This window comes from Paenibacillus sp. FSL k6-2145 (assembly GCF_037976585.1).
GTDB lineage: Bacteria > Bacillota > Bacilli > Paenibacillales > Paenibacillaceae > Paenibacillus.
In genome coordinates, this window is record NZ_CP150267.1 from 4168728 (window position 1) to 4186175 (window position 17448).

General features: G+C 40.8%; 15 protein-coding genes. 13 read left to right on the top strand and 2 right to left on the bottom strand.

Features of this window, described 5'->3' with window-relative positions:
* Nucleotide 1 precedes the first annotated feature (1 nt).
* The 10 genes from NZ043_RS18610 (at nt 2) to NZ043_RS18655 (ending at nt 12388) form a co-directional block, all read left to right on the top strand.
* Nucleotides 2-688, top strand: coding sequence for a hypothetical protein (locus NZ043_RS18610; RefSeq protein WP_036609950.1), 687 nt, complete (start codon nt 2-4; stop codon nt 686-688).
* Nucleotides 688-3270 (top strand): hypothetical protein, encoded by a 2583-nt coding sequence (locus NZ043_RS18615; protein WP_339309043.1) that lies wholly within the window; start codon nt 688-690, stop codon nt 3268-3270. The genes NZ043_RS18610 and NZ043_RS18615 overlap by 1 nt, the downstream gene beginning before the upstream one ends.
* Before the next feature lie 65 nt (nt 3271-3335).
* The gene (locus tag NZ043_RS18620) at nt 3336-4487 is read left to right on the top strand and encodes a discoidin domain-containing protein (protein WP_133384166.1); all 1152 of its coding nucleotides are present in this window, start codon (nt 3336-3338) and stop codon (nt 4485-4487) included.
* A 58-nt stretch (nt 4488-4545) separates the two neighbouring features.
* Nucleotides 4546-5784, top strand: coding sequence for an SPRY domain-containing protein (locus NZ043_RS18625; protein WP_339309044.1), 1239 nt, complete (start codon nt 4546-4548; stop codon nt 5782-5784).
* Between the two features lie 484 nt (nt 5785-6268).
* Nucleotides 6269-7864, top strand: a complete 1596-nt coding sequence (locus NZ043_RS18630) for a hypothetical protein (RefSeq protein ID WP_339309045.1) — start codon at nt 6269-6271, stop codon at nt 7862-7864.
* A 23-nt stretch (nt 7865-7887) separates the two neighbouring features.
* Entirely contained in the window at nt 7888-9834 is a 1947-nt protein-coding gene (locus NZ043_RS18635; RefSeq protein ID WP_339309046.1) for a DNRLRE domain-containing protein, read from the top strand.
* 146 nt (nt 9835-9980) lie between these two features.
* A complete protein-coding gene (locus NZ043_RS18640) occupies nt 9981-10241 on the top strand; it encodes a hypothetical protein (RefSeq protein WP_133384170.1) in 261 nt (86 codons plus the stop codon).
* Nucleotides 10242-10377: 136 nt separating this feature from the next.
* On the top strand, nt 10378-10533 hold the full coding sequence (locus NZ043_RS18645; protein WP_339309047.1) for a hypothetical protein: 156 nt from the start codon (nt 10378-10380) through the stop codon (nt 10531-10533).
* Between the two features lie 371 nt (nt 10534-10904).
* Nucleotides 10905-11666: a hypothetical protein gene (locus NZ043_RS18650; protein WP_133384171.1), complete on the top strand. Its 762-nt coding sequence runs from the start codon at nt 10905-10907 to the stop codon at nt 11664-11666.
* A gap of 419 nt (nt 11667-12085) precedes the next feature.
* Nucleotides 12086-12388, top strand: a complete 303-nt coding sequence (locus tag NZ043_RS18655) for a DUF1805 domain-containing protein (protein WP_017689545.1) — start codon at nt 12086-12088, stop codon at nt 12386-12388.
* A gap of 108 nt (nt 12389-12496) precedes the next feature.
* On the opposite strand, the gene mtnA is transcribed toward NZ043_RS18655, so the two are convergent.
* Both mtnA and mtnK read right to left on the bottom strand, forming a co-directional pair.
* A complete protein-coding gene (mtnA, locus tag NZ043_RS18660; protein WP_133384172.1) occupies nt 12497-13570 on the bottom strand; it encodes an S-methyl-5-thioribose-1-phosphate isomerase in 1074 nt (357 codons plus the stop codon).
* Between the two features lie 23 nt (nt 13571-13593).
* Entirely contained in the window at nt 13594-14811 is a 1218-nt protein-coding gene (gene mtnK, locus NZ043_RS18665) for an S-methyl-5-thioribose kinase (protein ID WP_176872713.1), read from the bottom strand.
* Between the two features lie 297 nt (nt 14812-15108).
* Here mtnK and NZ043_RS18670 point away from each other — a divergent pair, with 297 nt between their 5' ends.
* The 3 genes from NZ043_RS18670 to sufC all read left to right on the top strand — a co-directional run bounded on the left by NZ043_RS18670 (nt 15109) and on the right by sufC (nt 17426).
* A complete protein-coding gene (locus NZ043_RS18670) occupies nt 15109-15570 on the top strand; it encodes a Dps family protein (RefSeq protein WP_017689542.1) in 462 nt (153 codons plus the stop codon).
* Between the two features lie 126 nt (nt 15571-15696).
* Nucleotides 15697-16272 (top strand): DUF1802 family protein, encoded by a 576-nt coding sequence (locus NZ043_RS18675; protein WP_091032630.1) that lies wholly within the window; start codon nt 15697-15699, stop codon nt 16270-16272.
* 371 nt (nt 16273-16643) lie between these two features.
* On the top strand, nt 16644-17426 hold the full coding sequence (sufC, locus tag NZ043_RS18680) for a Fe-S cluster assembly ATPase SufC (RefSeq protein WP_062833524.1): 783 nt from the start codon (nt 16644-16646) through the stop codon (nt 17424-17426).
* The last annotated feature ends 22 nt before the right edge of the window (nt 17427-17448 follow it).

Genomic DNA, 17448 nt, shown 5'->3' on the forward strand with positions numbered 1-17448 from the left:
TATGGCAGTTCCAGCGACTATAGGCGTATTGAGATCGAATATAAGTGATATGGAGATTGGCGACTATATTGTATGGAGATATGATTCTTCTGGAGAGCAATTTATAGATGGCACTCTAGGAATAAACGAAATACCTGTAAATGGGTTGGTTGGTACTACAAGTTTAAACAACTACTACTGGTACGCTATTAAAGTAGATAAAGGTCTTTTAATCTCTGATCGCATTAGACATCATACTGTCACTTGGGATTCAATGAATGCAAATAAGATTATCGAAGGGTTGCCTAAAACCTTTGGTGGTGTCTCAGGAATTGTCCGTAGTATATCTGGTGGAGTAGGATATGCAGATAAGGATGGAAAACTGAGTATGAAGGACTTAGGATTGGGAGCATTCCCTACAATTAATGAGTGGGATGTGTATATCAAAAATGGTCGTTTGGGTGGAAAGGTAAAGCCCAATGACGATAATGTTTGGCATCATCTAAATGTTTTTTCTTGGACTAAAGAATCTCCAGCTATTGGCACATGGACTACAAATGCTGGAACATCATTAAGTGCAACTAATACTTCAAGAATTGTACGTGGATATGAATCAAGGTCAGACAATCGAGGTGTAGCTTTTACAGGTTCTTCGGCATCACAAAACTATATTGGTTTTCGTCCAGTATTTGAATATAAGGAGGTGTAATGATGGCAGTATTAGGAGATCAATTAGTTGCACCCGAATCAGGGTGGAGACGCTATGATGATACACATGTTGGCTTAAAGTATACAGGAACTTGGACCACCCCATCCCCATCCAATACAGTTTATTATGGTGGCAGTATAAGAGTAACTAGCCGAGCTGTCGACAATAACTATGTTACATTTTCTTTTTTCGGAACAAAGCTTAGGATTATCTCTGACTTTTACTCAGATAGGCATTCTGATAACTCTATCACGATAGATGGTGTAACAGAGATGTATAGTACGTTTCGTGCAGTAGGTTCCCCTAGCCTTCAGCAATCCATAGTGTATGAAAAGACGGGATTACCTCTTGCATTTCACACGGTTACTATTGCAACAGGTCATAATCGGATAAATTTCACTTTAGATGCTATAGATATTGATGAAACGGGGTATCTGTATGGACACGCTCTAACCTCCCCTGAAACAGGATGGAGAAGATTTGATGATACACACGATGCTTTTGCTTATCTTGGAGCGAATTGGATTGCTTATACAGGGGCAAATCAAGGTATTTACAACAATAGTCATCACTATACATCTCAAGGAAAAGGTGACACTGAAATTAGGTTTAAATTTTACGGAACCAAATTTAGACTAATTTCAAGCATAGGTCCGGCTTTTGCAAATGATATTTCAGTGGTCATTGATGGAGTAACTGAGAAGTTTAATCCAAGAATGCCAACAACAGCAGACGAAAGACAGAAAGTAACCTATGAAAAAACCAATCTACCATTAGGTATTCATGAAGTTAATCTTATCAGCGGAACGAACGGAGATTGGAGGTTGGATATTGATGCTGTAGATATTGATGATAACGGTTATTTGGTAGCACGTGTCGGACAACAACTGACAACACCAGAGCCAGAGTGGAAGAGGTATGACACGGATAACTACGCACTGTATTTGGGTACAGATTGGAAGACAGTAACGAATTCCACGGGGCGTGTATTTGAAGGTGGCTCAGTTAGGTATAGCAATGTAATTGGGAATTATATAAAATTTTCTTTTACAGGAGACAAGCTTAGACTCATTGCAGAGTATGGTAGCGCATATGATACAAATGTTGAAGTTAGCATTGATGGAGTAATAAAATATATCGACCTAACAACTTCATCTTCTTCTATTCAATATCAACCTCAAAGGATCGCTTTTGAACAATTAGGTTTAACTGATGGGGGTCATGAGGTTATAGTTAAAAAAGTTAGTGGCACAGGTAATTTTCATATTGATGCAATAGACATTAATGTAACTGGACGCATGGTAAGACTTATTGGAACCCAATTGACTACACCAGATGAGGGTTGGAGAAGGTATGATGACCAAGATGTCTACTTTGTTCGTGACAATACCTCTGATTGGACACTCTACTCCCACTCTAGCGCCTACAAAGGATCATTTTTATATGCAACCAAACCAAGTGGCGAAACTAAAATAAGCTTTGATTTTATTGGAACTAAAATTAGAGTCATTGATGTAATGCATCAAAATCGTGGTATTTCAAAGATTGAAGTCGATGGAGCTGAATATACATATTCATCTACTGACTCAAGTAGTGGGAATTTTCAGCGTCTTGTTTTTGAATTGCTTGACTTACCTCGGGAGAAACATAGTGTGACCATATCCTATGTGTCTGGAACATATATTTCACTCGATGCCATCGATATTGATTCCGATGGTCGATTATACCATCCAGATGAAGTAACAAGCATTGCAGAACTTGAGGTTGGTAAACGTATCAGATGTAACTATGTTGCTTTAGCTTCTGGTGCGGCAGGAGAGTTTAAAAATATAGGAAAACAAACATCTGACTTTATCTCAACAACATCTATTCCAAGTGTGCCTAATGGCGATTTCTATTTTATTGTTGCTGACGAATACAATAAGAAGAAGATATTGATTACAGACAGGAATATTCAAGCGGGTATCACATGGGATGCACTAAATAGTAATGGTCTTGTATTTAGCGTTCAAAAGGATTTAGGAGAGAAGAATTATATGTTCGTTGCAAGACTCCTATCTGGTGGATATTCGGCGGCAGACAAAGACAATGAATGGGATCAGTACATTGTCAACTCAACGTTAAATGGTAATATTATTGCTGGAGACGATAGAGTATGGAATTGGAGCGCAGGATATTCCTTAGCAAGCACAACAAATTCTAATAGTGCGAACAGGGTTCGAAGAGGGGCAACTACGGTTGCAACATTTAGTGCGGTGGCTTCTTCATCTACATCTTCTAGTGGATATAGACCATTATTTGAACTAGAAACTTTGCCAATGTTTAAATCCTTCGTCAAACATGATGGAGCCTATAAAAGGCTTGATACTGGAACTTTAGAATGGAATACAATTTCAGCAACTTTACCATCAGAAGACACTTCTATTAATGAAGGAATGGATGATCTATCTGTATTAGACAGGGAAAACGAAGTTTTCATACAGACCATGAATGCAAATGGCTCACTAGGATCAGGCAAGTTGTTCAAAGAAAGAATCGATCTGAAGAAGTATTTTGAAATAACGAACGTAAGTGTGAAGTAGGGCTTGAATGCTCTACTTCTTTTTGTTGTTGAAATAATGATCTTATTTAGAAAGGAGAATCGTTTATGGGGTATTATAAAGATTTGCTCCCTGCAATGACTGCGGCAAATGTGCCGCAACCATATGCTGTTCAAGCTAACGAACAAGTAACAAATGGATTGTTGTGGTATGCAGTAGATAAAAACTCTTCTACTTTTTGGAGTACAAATGCGAAAGCTCCATCATGTTGGTTCAGGGTTGACTTCGGCAATAAAGTTAAAGTTGCTAGATATTCTATATCTATAGATACAACAGTACCACCTACTGGATTTAACTTAGAAGCAAGTGAGACTGGTTTATTTTCAGGAGAACAGGTGATATTAGATTCGCGAAATTCTGTTGTGTGGAATACAGATGGTAAAAATCAATATGATACAAACAATTCAAATTCATATAGATATTACAGGGTTAACTTCACTTCTGGAACATACTCAATGAGAATCAAAGAGTTTGAATTTTTAGAGTATGTACATCATAATAAAATCTTGCTTTCATCAGGCGATAAGTTTTATTCAGTAGGTGGAATAAAATATGAGAATGCAATCCCAAAAATGACCAGCAACACTTCTGCTTCGCCCATAGTTCCTATATTCTCAACAGAGTGGACAAATGGTATTCAGACTGGAGCGGGTTCAGCGTTCAATGCATTTGACGGAGATAAAGAAAAAGTTTTTGGATGGTCTAGTGCTTCATCTGGATATTATATCGGAATTGACTGGTCGATTGAGAAAAAAATTATTGGTTATCGATTAACATCCCATTCAAGTATTAGTAACACACCTCCGACTGCTTGGTATTTTGAGTCAAGCAATGACAATTCAACTTGGACTATTCTAGACACAAAAACTGGTATCAGTTGGACTAAGGGGGAAACAAAGGAATTTATTATTAAGAATGAATTATCATACAGATACTATAGAATCCGAGGAACATTGAACATAACTTGGGCTATAGCTGAATTCGAATTATTACATTTATCCCCGTCTTACTTGGTTAGTGTGCCAAAACTGAATGAAGAATCTTTTCTTAAATATGGTAGAGACTCTTCAGTGCCATTCAATTTAATTAATAAGGTTCAAAAAAATAAGGATGAGTACAACTCATTAGGATCAGGTAAAACCTTTGAACACACAGTTGATATGTCAAAACGCCGAGTAGATAAAATTACCCTCGGTTAATCGAGAACACCTCTATAAGATGTGTTCTATTTATTTTTGGGAAGGAGATGCTCCATTTATGGAAACAATCCCAGTTACATTAAACCCAAACGATATGGGTTCAGGGTTCACTTTTTCTAATGGTAACCTTACCGTAGTCACCTCAACTGATTATCGTGCTATTCGTGCTACACACGGTAAGTCAAATGGAAAATGGTATTGGGAGGTTAAATATGATGCTGGAGTAAAAAACGTTCATATTGGGGTATCCAACAAATCATTCTTTTTAACAGGGAATATTGTTGCAGATAGCTCAATGTGGAGAACTTATTATGGTAATAGCGGGAACAAGTATCCGGAAAATACAGCATACAGTACAGTCTGGGATATTGGGACAGTTGTGGGTGTCGCACTTGATCTTGACAATGGAACATTAGAGTTTTTTAAGAATGGTGTTAGTATGGGCATTAGTCACACTAATGTAAAGGAATTAGGAGAAGTTTATCCTACTCTAGGCTCATTTAGTTCAAACAGTAAAACAGTCACAATTAATTTTGGTGTAAGACCCTTTGTACATAATGTTCCTTCTGGATTTAAAGCTTATAACTTAGTGTACTCTAATAAATTTTTATTTTCATCAGAAGACAAGCACTATAGCATTACAAATAAATACAAAGATAATGCTATTCCTGCAATGACATCTAACACTACTCCATCAGGTGTTGTTGATGCAAGTTCGACTTACACAACATTTTATCCTTGGAAAGCATTTGATAGAATTGTTGATCCAAATGGATGGGTTGCCGCAAGTGGAATTTTGGTGGGATGGCTAAGCTATGAGTTTCCAAAGGCCAAACTGATAACTGCATATTCTATTAAATCTGGAGCAACTCCAGTCAACAGACCTCCAAAAACGTGGACATTTGAGGGATGGGATGGTACGAAATGGGTTATCCTTGACACCCGAATAAATGAGCCTAACTTTACTGTCGAAGAGTTCCGTCTCTACGGGTTTAAGAATAAAGTTGGGTTCAAAAAATATAGAATTAATGTTACTGCCAACCAAGGCGCTGGAGACTTCTTGGCGATTGGTGATTTTGGCATGTATGAATCCGAAAGGTACATAACTTTAGTGGGAATTTCGGAAGTAAGTATTCTTGAACATGGGATAAGCAAAGGAATGATTATTGATTTGGAGGATGAATTCAGCGAAAGAAGGTCATTGGTTAAAGATAGTGAAAAAATCGGTTCAGGAAAAGTCTTCAAACAAAAGATTAACACTGACAAAGTGTCAATCAAAAAAGCATCAATTATTTGAATAAGTTGAATGAAATTGTTCTATTTATATTTAGAAAGGAGATGGGATTATGGCAAAGCTTGTGAATATTGTACCACCTATGACATCGTATACTTCACCTTCAGGAGCAGTAAGCTATAATGGTCAAAATGGTACATATTACGCTTATAAAGCCTTTGATAGAAGTCAAGGTACGTTCTACGGAACCTATCGCGTCACTAATACATGGGTTTCTTACAGGTTTCCAACCTCTGTAAAATTGGCAGGGTACTCGATATATTGCTTGGAAAACAACTCGCCACCTCGATCTTGGGTTCTGGAAGCAAGTAATGATGCAGTTACATGGGATATAATTGACACAAGAAATGATTATGTAGTCGCGTCATGGACAAACAATAGAAAAGTCACTTTCAATATCGCTCCCACTAAAGCCTATCTCAACTATAGAGTACGGGTAACAAGAAATAACACTGCTGAGGTAATCAATATCCATGAGATTGAATTCATGGATTGGGTCTATGACAATAAGTATTTAGTGCAAAATGGCTCAACCTACAAGTATTACGCAAGTGAACAATGGCAAGTGATTTCAGGTTCACCCACCGAGCAGGACTATTTAAACTATGGGATGGACGACATCTCCATAGTACCTGAATCTGCATGGTCACAACTCACTGGTGAAGTCGAATTATGCTACTACACGGACGATCCAACCAAAACAGAAGCATCCTTCAACATTGAAACTGATCCCTTCACCCTAGCCGAAGAATGGGAAGACAAAGAGATCAAAATCATTGAATACACCGATGACCCCAACCAAACTGAATCTACGATTACAATCGAAACCGAACCTTTTACAATATACGACGAGTTGGGCGAAAGTGTGGATGTTCTATACTACACGGATGATCCATCCAAAACTTCAGCGGAACTGAATATCACGGCTAACTACTCCCCATTGGATGAACTTGAGGGAGATTTTGACGTGGTTACGTGGACGAATGATGAAGAGGTAATTGCAGGGAATCGGGACATGATGCTAACGTATGACGCGCTACCGTTTGAACAATTAATTGTGCAACCAACAGACATAGCTTTATATGGAGACGTGAAAAAGGTTGTCGCTACGAAAGTAACGGAGAACAGTCCGGAAGGTATATTAAGAATGGCTGCTTCGTTCGATTCGGGGCTCACATGGAAGACATACCGTTTCAACAAGTGGCTTGATCTGGATATCAAGGATACAACCTTATTCAAAAGAAAAGGAATGAATCTGGACACACTCAACGCCATCCCTGAAAAGGATCTAATAGCTTTAACACGAATCGCCTATTACTTCGATAGCAGTAAGCACTATGAAAACAGCTATTCGCTGGACGAAGTGAAGATGATCGTTGATGCACCGCGTAATGCGGTGGAGTTTAGAGATATGTCACTGCAATTGTTAAACACCACTGCCACAATCGACCTGACCTTCTCTGGCAACAAACTTACAGGTGTGCTTGATGATGCAGATCAAGGCAAGGTTAAGTACCGCGTGTTGTTGAACGGTAAAACGTATTATCCGGCGGATGGCAATTTTACGCGACTAGCAGCTTCACCATTCAATATTGAACTCAATATTGACGAGAGAAATGTTAATTTTGGCGTAGAGAATATATTGAAGGTTGAATTTCAGGACTATTGGGGTGCAGTAGACTCTCGGGAAACCAAGTTTATCGGATCGTATTCAGGATTAATGTTTATGGATGAGTCTGGAGACTTTCTGTCAGATACCTTTGGCGGTATTTTGAAACAACTTGATTATGGGGTGATCATTGCTGGACAGACGACGTTAACAAAGAAAGTCAGAATCAAAAACTTGCTTGGTTATGCTGTGGATCATGTATACCTGGAGATGGATAAGAAATTCGAAACGGATGGTGTTGAAGTCCAATTATCCAGACAGGCCGACCCGTTTCTTCCGATCGATTATCTGACCTATGGTCTGATCCAAACGGAGGATAGCATCGATTTTTATATTCGTATCGCAACGGATATTCATGCCAAGCCGAATCCTAATGGTAATTTTGAAATGAAGGTCACAGCAGACCGTGTATAGCTCTCAATACAATGAGACAGGAAGTGAGTGAAATTAATAACGGGGAGACTCTATTAGATAGTTTTATACATATTAAAAGTCCGGAAAATCGTTTTGCAGCAAAGTATATCCTGTACAATCAGGTGGATGAAGAACTGCCTTCGGTCCTAATAGCTGCTACAAGAAAAGTTAGCGAGATCGTCTCCAATGTATCCGTACGCGTCAGACGGTCACAGGAATTGAGCAATTCGCTATCGGTGATGTACAGGTCGCAAGGAGATCTGGGCGCAACCATTCAAACGGCATCCAAAGTTGATCTTGAAGGCATGTTGTACGTTCGCCCACATAACCGTGCACACGGCAAATATGAATTACTGGAAGCGCCGCGTGTAACTGTTAATCTTAAGCCTGTTGCTGATGCGACCACACGAAGCCAAACTCACCTGCAGACGCTCAACTTTGGTGATACACAGCGTATGATGATCGGTAGAGACGAGATAGAGCAATTCGAATCGTTTATACATTTCGGTGATTTGGATACTAGAATACCTGATCTTTTATATCTGGAAGACGCTAAATTGAGGTTATCTTACACAGGAACCCTGGCACCTGGAGCACACATTGAGTTGCATCAGCCTGATACGTTGTGGCGTGAGTACGGGATTACGTATGCGAACAGGCCTCAGTCCATTCAGCTCTTATCGTCCAGTTATATCCTGGATACGACTGAACGTTATGTTGAGTTTGATATGATGGCATTGCTTCGAATGTGGAGAGAAGGTATTATTTCGAATGTTGGAATGATTATTCAGTCTAGCGGTAACACGCCGATCTATTTCAACACTCGTGAGTCTTCCAAACCACCTGTTTTGCAGATCAAATATATCACTTCTCAGATCTATTCCATCGGTCGAACCGAAATTGAAAGTGAAGTTTTTATTTATGGTGCAGGTCGCAAGGATATAGCTTCAACGTTAGTTGTACACAGTGATATTGGGCTGGACTGGCTCAAATCTCAGTTGTACGTCCACCGTTATGAGGATCACATGCATCATGATATACCTCAAGTAATCGCGGTCAGCCGTCCGTACCTGGATGTAGATCTGACAATAGCTAAACGTATAGATGCAGAACTAGGTTCGAACATTTCTATTGCTGAAAGTAGGACAGAAGAGAAGGAAACATTGGTTTCTATTTCTAAGCCCGAGCTTCATTCGCAGTTCATTACCGCCATACGAACAACTAAGGATAGAGACGGTAATCTTGCCGTTAGAACAAGTCTGGACGATGAAAAAACTGTAGAAATCGCAGTGTCTCATCCTGACTTGCCTTCAGTTATTACGGTAGATAGACAAATGTCTCTAGTTAGTACGTTAACGATATCACAACTGCTCGATGATGGACGGGATACGAGTCTAATTGTATCCGTACCAGATCTTCATGCTTCATTGGAAGTCTCCAATTATATAAAAGCAACTTCAACGTTGGGGTCTTTGCTTACGGTCATGTACGATGGTGATTCGACTGTGATTTCGGAGATTAAGGTTAATAAGCCTGATCTGAATAGTGTTCTTCAAGTCAGAGCATTAAATCATGATGAGAGGGCAGGCAGTCTTGAGATTCCTTATTTGGAAGAACAGCTTGGGCAATTATATATCTCCAGACCTGATGTGCTTTCCAGCATTGAGGTCAAGTATATGGATGTTTTGGATGGCCACATTAGTATCAAGGAAAGAGAATACTTGGATAGCTATCTTCAGGTGCGAGAGTGGAAGGATATGCAGTCTACAGTAGATGTGAGACAGATTGTCGATATGGCTACTGAAATGACAATTTCCAAGCCTGATCTGGCTGCGTATATCCGACCAAGAGTTATTGCAAATGAAGAATTGGATTCGATCACAAGTATCCGTAAACTGGATGCCGGTGATTTAGTGACCACAGTAATTGTGAAGAGTCCAGGAAATCAAGCGTATTTTTACATTTTATAAAATGAGTACATCATCAAAGAGGGCGTTGGCCCTCTTTTTTTTGCGTTTAGGCTCATGTCCATCCCTAAGCATCTGTACTTTATTGTGTAACAGTCGTCTTCTCGTTATGATACAATGTGTTCATCACACATTAAGGAATGAAGACCATGCATCAAGAGGACAGTGTATTTGAACAGATTATGAAGCAGAAAAGATTGAAGCCTATCAAGCCTGAAACTACAAAAGTTCAAGTTAAACTAATACATAAAAAGAAACTAGCTCAGGAGCAATTAAGTGATTTGGATGTCCAGTTCAAAAAGTCGGTAGCTGAATCAATAGACCGCAGTGTACTTCATAGACGTGTACTAGGAATTAGAAGAGAGTTAACGGAGATAAGGCGATTAAAGAATGATGAGCATGCGTTTTAAGGTAGGCCCACTTTGACCTTCCTTGGATGAGGGGGTCTTTTTTTGTGGGTGTTTATTCCCTGTGTAAGGAGTCGCAAATGGATTGGGGATAGTCCAGTAACCATAAATACTCATAGTGTGCAAAAGGATATTGGGAATGGGAATGACGCTCTCAAGAGATTATACAGAAGTATGGGAGATTGACGTTGTAATCCAAGATATCTTTACGGAGGTTTGCAGACATGCCGGGAAAAAGGGATTGATGGGTAGCGTAGTCACTTCAATCATTTCTCAAGAAGGCAAAGATAAGTAAAAGAAGCAATAAGCTGATTTTTTTTCTACTTCGGTATTTTGTGTTCATAGATGGTATTTATAAAAACCATATCTTTGGGTGAAAGTAAGAAAAACTATCTTTAGACTATAGAATCAAAAGGGAGATCAGAGATAATTATCTCAGAGATCTCCCTTATTCTTTATGCAGATTCAACGAAAAAATATAAAATTCCCATAACGACCATTATAGCTACTATAACTATTACAATCCACATAAGTCCATTTTTTTTCAAGTTATCATCACCTTTTGAGAAAATTTAGAATAACTGTTTCAAACTTCCTAATTAATGGTAACATATTAATATCACCTTGCCTATACTACTATATAACCAATTGAAGGGAATTGATTCAATGTTAAGGAAATTATCAAAAAGTTCGCTAGTACTAGTTCTAGTAACAACGTTATTTGCATCTACGGCATTAGCAGATGCTTCATCTGAACCAGTAAAATATACTGCTGAGGAATATGTGAATTATTTAAATCAACTTATTAGTGAGGGAGATACAGAAGCTACTGAGACTTTGGAACAGTTTACCAACTTAGGGCCCTCTAAGCAAAATGCTTTCCTGAACTTTATCGCATCAGAAGATTATGTAAATGCGATAGGCGATATGTTATCTGGTAAGGAGGGTTCATTATATGAAGACAAGTATAAGGAAATTTCTATTGAAGTTGAGACTATCACAACAGAAGATAGTCAAGCAAATCAATTTTCAACGAATGCTTTAGCCGCACAAGCCAATCAACATGCATCAGTTAGCCGCTCTGTTAAATTAGCAGCTTTTGGCATTGATACAACCACTATCACTCTGACAGTCAGTTGGGAGCACAATGGAAGCGTGGCAGTAAAACCTCTTCAAGTTATACAAGGTCATACGAATAAGAATCCATTATATCTTTTGAGCGAAACATCAAACAATAGTCCGGGTTTCATTTCTGAGGGCTACTTCAATGCATCGGGCACTTGGACTATGAGAGCAACAGGGGCTGCTGGCTTTTTAAGCGATACATTAGGAATAAACATTAAAGCTTCAACGCCATCACATAGATATTACTCTTTCACTACCAGTCATTCTAATATGACACCTACCAATGGTTGGGTAGCGTTTTAATAATAATTTTTAAAAATGGCATGGTGATAAATGCAAGGGGATTATTGATCCCCTTGTTAAATTACAGAAAAAAATTGAAAAGTAACATGATAATAAACTGAATAAATTTGAGATGATAAATTGCAACTGTCTTATTACCCTATAAGTACATACAGTGAAGGCGCTCATAATTGCGTCTATTTTAATATGACGTTAACCAGTTGAGTGCGTGAAACGCGCAAAACAAAAAAACACATGTTGGAGAGGTGGTATGATTATTTCAATGAAAGCATATTTCTACTAAAGTCTGCGAGGAGAATTACCAACAATTGAACTGTAAGTACCTACATTTTCTCAAACACGGCAGGTGTCCACACGACAATCCAGAATGAGGCATACAATTATCGTGACCTGTGGAAGAGGAGGTGGATCGGGAAATTATGGTGACGATGGAGCCCATTGTAGTTGGAGAGCATGTATTGGTTGGGGTAGAAGTCAAGCTGCCCAAAACAACGTTGTTGACCATTAATACATCCAAAGGATATATCATGTGCGGAGCACTCGATGTGGGATTACTTAATGAGAAGCTCGGGGATCGCAAGATTATTGCGGCTCGGGCGGTTGGTGTGCGTACACTGGAGCAATTGTTGCATGCACCTATGGAGTCGGTAACAACAGAAGCCGAGGCCATGGGCATTACGGTTGGCATGACGGGTGTAGAAGCTTTGTTGAAAATGATCTAATCACTAACAAAAGGGCTCCCCATATGGGAAGCCCTTCTTTAGCGTCGTAATACAGAGCCTGGCACATCGTAGCTCCCACCTCTATACACACGAACGCTTTCCATTTAATTAAACTTCTTCCTTCGCGAACAAGGCAGCCAGATTTTCTTGGAAAGGTGCGCGAACAACGCCTTTTTCCGTGATAATAGCTGTTACATATTCGTTAGGCGTTACGTCAAATGCTGGATTAAATACTTTAACACCTCGCGGTGCTGTGCGTTTACCAAATCCTTCGGTCACTTCCTCCGCGGCACGTTCCTCAATTGGAATCAGGTCGCCGGATGGAGTGGACAAGTCTATGGTCGACAATGGGCTTGCTACATAGAACGGAATATTGTGAGCCTTGGCAAGCACGGCTACGCTGTAGGTTCCGATCTTGTTAGCTACGTCACCGTTCGCTGCCACACGGTCTGTTCCGACGATAACAGCTTGAATCCAGCCTTTGGACATCACCATGCCTGCCATGTTATCACAGAGCAGCGTGACGTCAATGCCGGCTTGCTGTAACTCAAATGCAGTCAGGCGTGCACCCTGAAGTACAGGACGAGTTTCGTCTGCAAATACTTTCAGGTGAATGCCACGTTCCTGTGCGAGATACATTGGAGCAGTTGCCGTACCGTATTTCGCAGTAGCCAGTCCGCCTGCATTACAGTGAGTGAGAACACCCATACCATCTTCGAATAAAGGCAGTGCATTCTCGCCGATCATGCGGCATACTTCTTCGTCTTCCTTCTGAATTAACAGAGCTTCTACTTCAAGAGCATCATTGCCCTCATCCAGGCTCAGGCCGGATTCAACGACCTCATTTGCTTTTTGCATCATGCGATCCAATGCCCAGAACAGGTTCACCGCTGTTGGACGGGAAGTGGCCAGATGAGCACATATGGATTTCACGTGGTCCAACCAACCTTGAATGGTCGTTCCGTCATATGATTTGGCACCCAATACAACACCAAATGCAGCAGCAATACCAATCGCCGGAGCACCGCGTACTTTCATGGAGTGGATGGATTCCCATACTTCCTCGGGTGTATACAGTTTCAACATGAGGATCGTTTCGGGCAGCAGACGCTGGTCAAGCATTTCAAGCTTGTCCTTTTTCCAGATGAGAGAGGACAGAGGCTGATATTCAGGGGTTGTCATGGGTGGTTCCTCCGTTCCTTATGTTAAGCCTTAGTAGTAGTAACAGCTGTGGATACAATATCCAGTACTTCGCCGATGGTATTCAAGCGACGATTGTTCTTGATCAATGCTTTACCAATGGACAATGCTTTACGCTGAGCATGTTCACGTTCAGTCGCATTTGGAATGGTATCAATATCCGCCACGTGAGCGAGTCCAACGATACGACGAACCATTTTGGCACCTGCGAAGCCAATGGAATCTCTGAACAATTGTTGTACATACAGATCCTGATAGCCTGGCGTTTTTGCCATCGGATCAACGAGGTCATTAACCCAGAGGGCACGGAAACGAGATTCGAATTCAGTCCATACATCACGAACCATGTTCAGCAAAAGCGTCTCACGCTCACGCAAAGCAGTCTCATCCTGAATCCATCCTGGCAGGGATGCGTAATTCAAGAGCAGGTTCGCGAGGACTGCACCAACATCGAATCCCATGGGTCCGTAATATGCAAATTCGGGATCGATGACTTTGGTCGATTCAGGTGTAACAAAAATACTGCCTGTATGCAGATCTCCATGAAGCAATGCCTGCCCATATGTCAGGAATTTTTCCCGCAGCAAGGCCACTTCAAGGTGAAGCTCTCCATCTGTGCGCAGGGCTTCAGCTTCGTCTTCAATAGAAGCATCATAATTATTTTTCTCGGCGATCCGGTAGGGTTCATCAAAGATCAGATCCTCCGTTATTTTGCATTGGTCCGGATTAATGAATCTGCCCTGTTGTTCCTTCTTCAATTGCTGATCCATGCCCAAGTCGGATGTGAAGAACAGCGTTCTTGCCATGAATTCCCCAATATGCTGTGCAAAAAGAGGATAGGAAACACCTTCAATCAGGCCTTTGCGCATGATCACATGATCACTCAGATCTTCCATAACCGTTAAGGCGAGGTCATCATCGTAATGATACACTTCGGGTACCATCCCTGGACACAGACGATACTCCTCCTGAAGAATCTCACGTTCAATGCGGGCACGTACCAGAGACAGTGGCCATGATTCTCCAACCACTTTCGCATAAGGAAGCGCCTGTTTGATAATGATACTTTTATCGGAGTTCAGATCCGTGATGTGGAAAACCAAATTCAGATTACCGTCGCCGATCTCGTGACAATCCAGATTTGCATCTGCCGCAAATGGACCCGGTAATGTTTTGGCCAGTTCAATTGCATCCTGGGGGGTAAACGGGCGATATTGGGACAAAGGTGCCACCTCCATATATATGAAGAAACAGGAAAACCCACTTCTTTGCTTGGTATATGTCAGTATATCGGAAATAGCGTGGTTTTTGAACTTTTTTTTGAGACAAGCCAAGTTGATCCTGATTCGAACTTCCTGTTCCAGGGTAAAAACAAATAGGCCGGACAGTTGAGAGAAACACTGTTCATAAGCCTCTCCGCTAGCAAGCGGTGACACATTATTAACTCTCTGTTATGCATTGCGGGACAACCTGCTTATCATGCCATGACAGACTAATTTTAAATAAAGGATGGGATTAATATGGCTACAAAAAACAAAACAGATCAAGCAAAATCGGTGGAACAAGTACTTAATCGTCAGGTAGCTAACCTGAACGTATTGTATGTTAAAATCCATAACTATCACTGGTACGTAAAAGGACCTAACTTCTTCACGTTGCATGTGAAATTCGAAGAGTTCTACAACGAAGTTACAGTACAAATGGATGAAATCGCAGAGCGTATCCTAACGCTGAAAGGTAGCCCAGCGGCTACAATGAAAGAGTATCTGGAGCTTTCTTCTATCCAGGAAGCAGCAGGCGGAGAAGACGCAAAAACAATGGTGCAAAACCTCATCGAGGACTTCGCTACACTTTCGAATGAATATCAGGAAGGTATCGAAGTTGCAGATGCAGCTGAAGATCAACCAACATCCGATATGCTGACAGGCTTCAAGGCCGACCTGGAGAAACACATGTGGATGCTTCGCTCTTTCCTAGGTTAATATAGCCAAGATTTTGCCTAATACAAGTGGTTCTCTTACGTAAGCTTTCTGAGCTCGGATCTTTGTTGTCAGAAACGCCCTGAGCGTCTATACTGCTGACAAGAATGATAGGGGAGGGAACCGCTTATGTTAGAACCAACGATACCGGCTTTAAAAGAATGGGCTTCTGCAATCAAAGCACTGGAAACGGGTCGCCAAATTATGGTGATGCGCAAAGGTGGTATTGTAGAGGAAACCCGACATTTTGAGCTGAAAAGTCCGGCGTTTTACCTGTATCCGACTTATGAACATCAGCGTAAAGAACTGATTAAGTCCTCGGATCAATCCTATGTTGAAGAATCACTGGCCGAATGGGTGCCCGAAGCTTCGACAATCCCTATTACTGCATATGCCGAAGTAACGCAGGATCTGGAGATACGAGATCAGGAGATGCTGGATCGACTTCTTGACTTTCATATGTGGACAGCGGATTTTGCCGAAGACCGTTTGAAATGGAAACGGAAAGATCCGCTCCATGTATTGATTTTACGTGTGTACCTTTTGAAAGAACCGATGGAAATCCCCGTACTGCCTGAATATAACGGTTGTCGTTCATGGATTTCTATTCCGAATGGTCCGGTGCCGCGCGAAATGACGCCGGTGGTGGACGTTGCGGATTTTGACGAACAGGTACAGAAGATTAACGAGATGCTCAAATTGTAATATTATTAATGAAGGGGCTTGTCCATAATATGGATAAGTCCTTTTTTTGGATTAGTGTATAGCAGATACGATAAAAGCTTGATTTTCTGTGATTTTTCTCACTGTCCATCTTGGCGGGAGATGTTTTCTCATTTGATTCAATCTGGTATTTATTATAGAATCAGAAAGAATAATGTTTCCTGCAAGGAATATACACTCTGAGGAAATAGCTTGATTATCATTGAGAATCAGTTTAGAATTATTCTAAAGTGTTCTTGCTTTAAGGAATCGAGTACAAGAGAAATTCAGGGGAAGCCCTGTTCAGATATAATAGGCGCTTTTTCGTTTTCGACAGTAAACATCAATTTAATCAATGGAGGGAAACAATACACATGGCTACGAATTTCGTCATTGAAGGTCTGAAAGCGACGATCGAAGGTAAGGAAATCCTGAAAGGCATCAACCTGGAAATGAAAGGTGGAGAAATCCACGCAATCATGGGTCCGAACGGAACAGGTAAATCAACTCTGGCTTCTGCATTGATGGGCCATCCGAAATATGAAGTAACTGACGGTACAATTACACTTGATGGTGAAGATGTATTGGATATGGCAGTAGATGAGCGTGCACGTGCAGGTCTTTTCCTGGCTATGCAATACCCAAGTGAAATTGCAGGTGTTACAAACTCCGACTTCTTGCGTAGTGCAATTAACGCACGTCGCGGCGAAGGTAACGAGATCTCCCTGATCAAGTTCATTCGTCAAATGGAAGGTAAAATGAAAGAACTCGACATGAACCCTGAGTTCGCTCACCGTTACCTGAATGAAGGTTTCTCCGGTGGTGAGAAAAAACGTAACGAGATTCTGCAAATGATGCTGCTTGATCCGAAAATCGTAGTACTTGATGAAATTGACTCCGGTCTGGACATCGATGCTCTGAAAATCGTAGCAAACGGTGTAAATGCAATGAAGAGCGAAGATCGTGGTTTCTTGATCATCACTCACTATCAACGCCTGCTTAACTACATTACTCCTGACTACGTACACGTTATGATGCAAGGTCGTATCGTGAAATCCGGCGGACCTGAACTGGCACACCGTCTGGAAGCTGAAGGATATGACTGGGTTAAGGAAGAGCTGGGAATTACAGACGAAACTGTAGGTCAAGAAGCGTAAAGACAAAACGGAGGAGGATTAA

What these genes read in the sequence shown, in the direction of transcription:
- NZ043_RS18620 (WP_133384166.1), top strand. Translation starts at nt 3,336, where the DNA reads ATGGGGTATTATAAAGATTTGCTCCCTGCAATGACTGCGGCAAATGTG.
- NZ043_RS18640 (WP_133384170.1), top strand. Translation starts at nt 9,981, where the DNA reads ATGCATCAAGAGGACAGTGTATTTGAACAGATTATGAAGCAGAAAAGA.
- NZ043_RS18615 (WP_339309043.1), top strand. Translation starts at nt 688, where the DNA reads ATGATGGCAGTATTAGGAGATCAATTAGTTGCACCCGAATCAGGGTGG.
- NZ043_RS18630 (WP_339309045.1), top strand. Translation starts at nt 6,269, where the DNA reads ATGGATTGGGTCTATGACAATAAGTATTTAGTGCAAAATGGCTCAACC.
- NZ043_RS18675 (WP_091032630.1), top strand. Translation starts at nt 15,697, where the DNA reads ATGTTAGAACCAACGATACCGGCTTTAAAAGAATGGGCTTCTGCAATC.
- sufC (WP_062833524.1), top strand. Translation starts at nt 16,644, where the DNA reads ATGGCTACGAATTTCGTCATTGAAGGTCTGAAAGCGACGATCGAAGGT.
- NZ043_RS18645 (WP_339309047.1), top strand. Translation starts at nt 10,378, where the DNA reads ATGGGAATGACGCTCTCAAGAGATTATACAGAAGTATGGGAGATTGAC.
- mtnA (WP_133384172.1), bottom strand. Translation starts at nt 13,570, where the DNA reads ATGACAACCCCTGAATATCAGCCTCTGTCCTCTCTCATCTGGAAAAAG.
- NZ043_RS18655 (WP_017689545.1), top strand. Translation starts at nt 12,086, where the DNA reads ATGGTGACGATGGAGCCCATTGTAGTTGGAGAGCATGTATTGGTTGGG.
- NZ043_RS18670 (WP_017689542.1), top strand. Translation starts at nt 15,109, where the DNA reads ATGGCTACAAAAAACAAAACAGATCAAGCAAAATCGGTGGAACAAGTA.
- NZ043_RS18625 (WP_339309044.1), top strand. Translation starts at nt 4,546, where the DNA reads ATGGAAACAATCCCAGTTACATTAAACCCAAACGATATGGGTTCAGGG.
- NZ043_RS18650 (WP_133384171.1), top strand. Translation starts at nt 10,905, where the DNA reads ATGTTAAGGAAATTATCAAAAAGTTCGCTAGTACTAGTTCTAGTAACA.
- NZ043_RS18610 (WP_036609950.1), top strand. Translation starts at nt 2, where the DNA reads ATGGCAGTTCCAGCGACTATAGGCGTATTGAGATCGAATATAAGTGAT.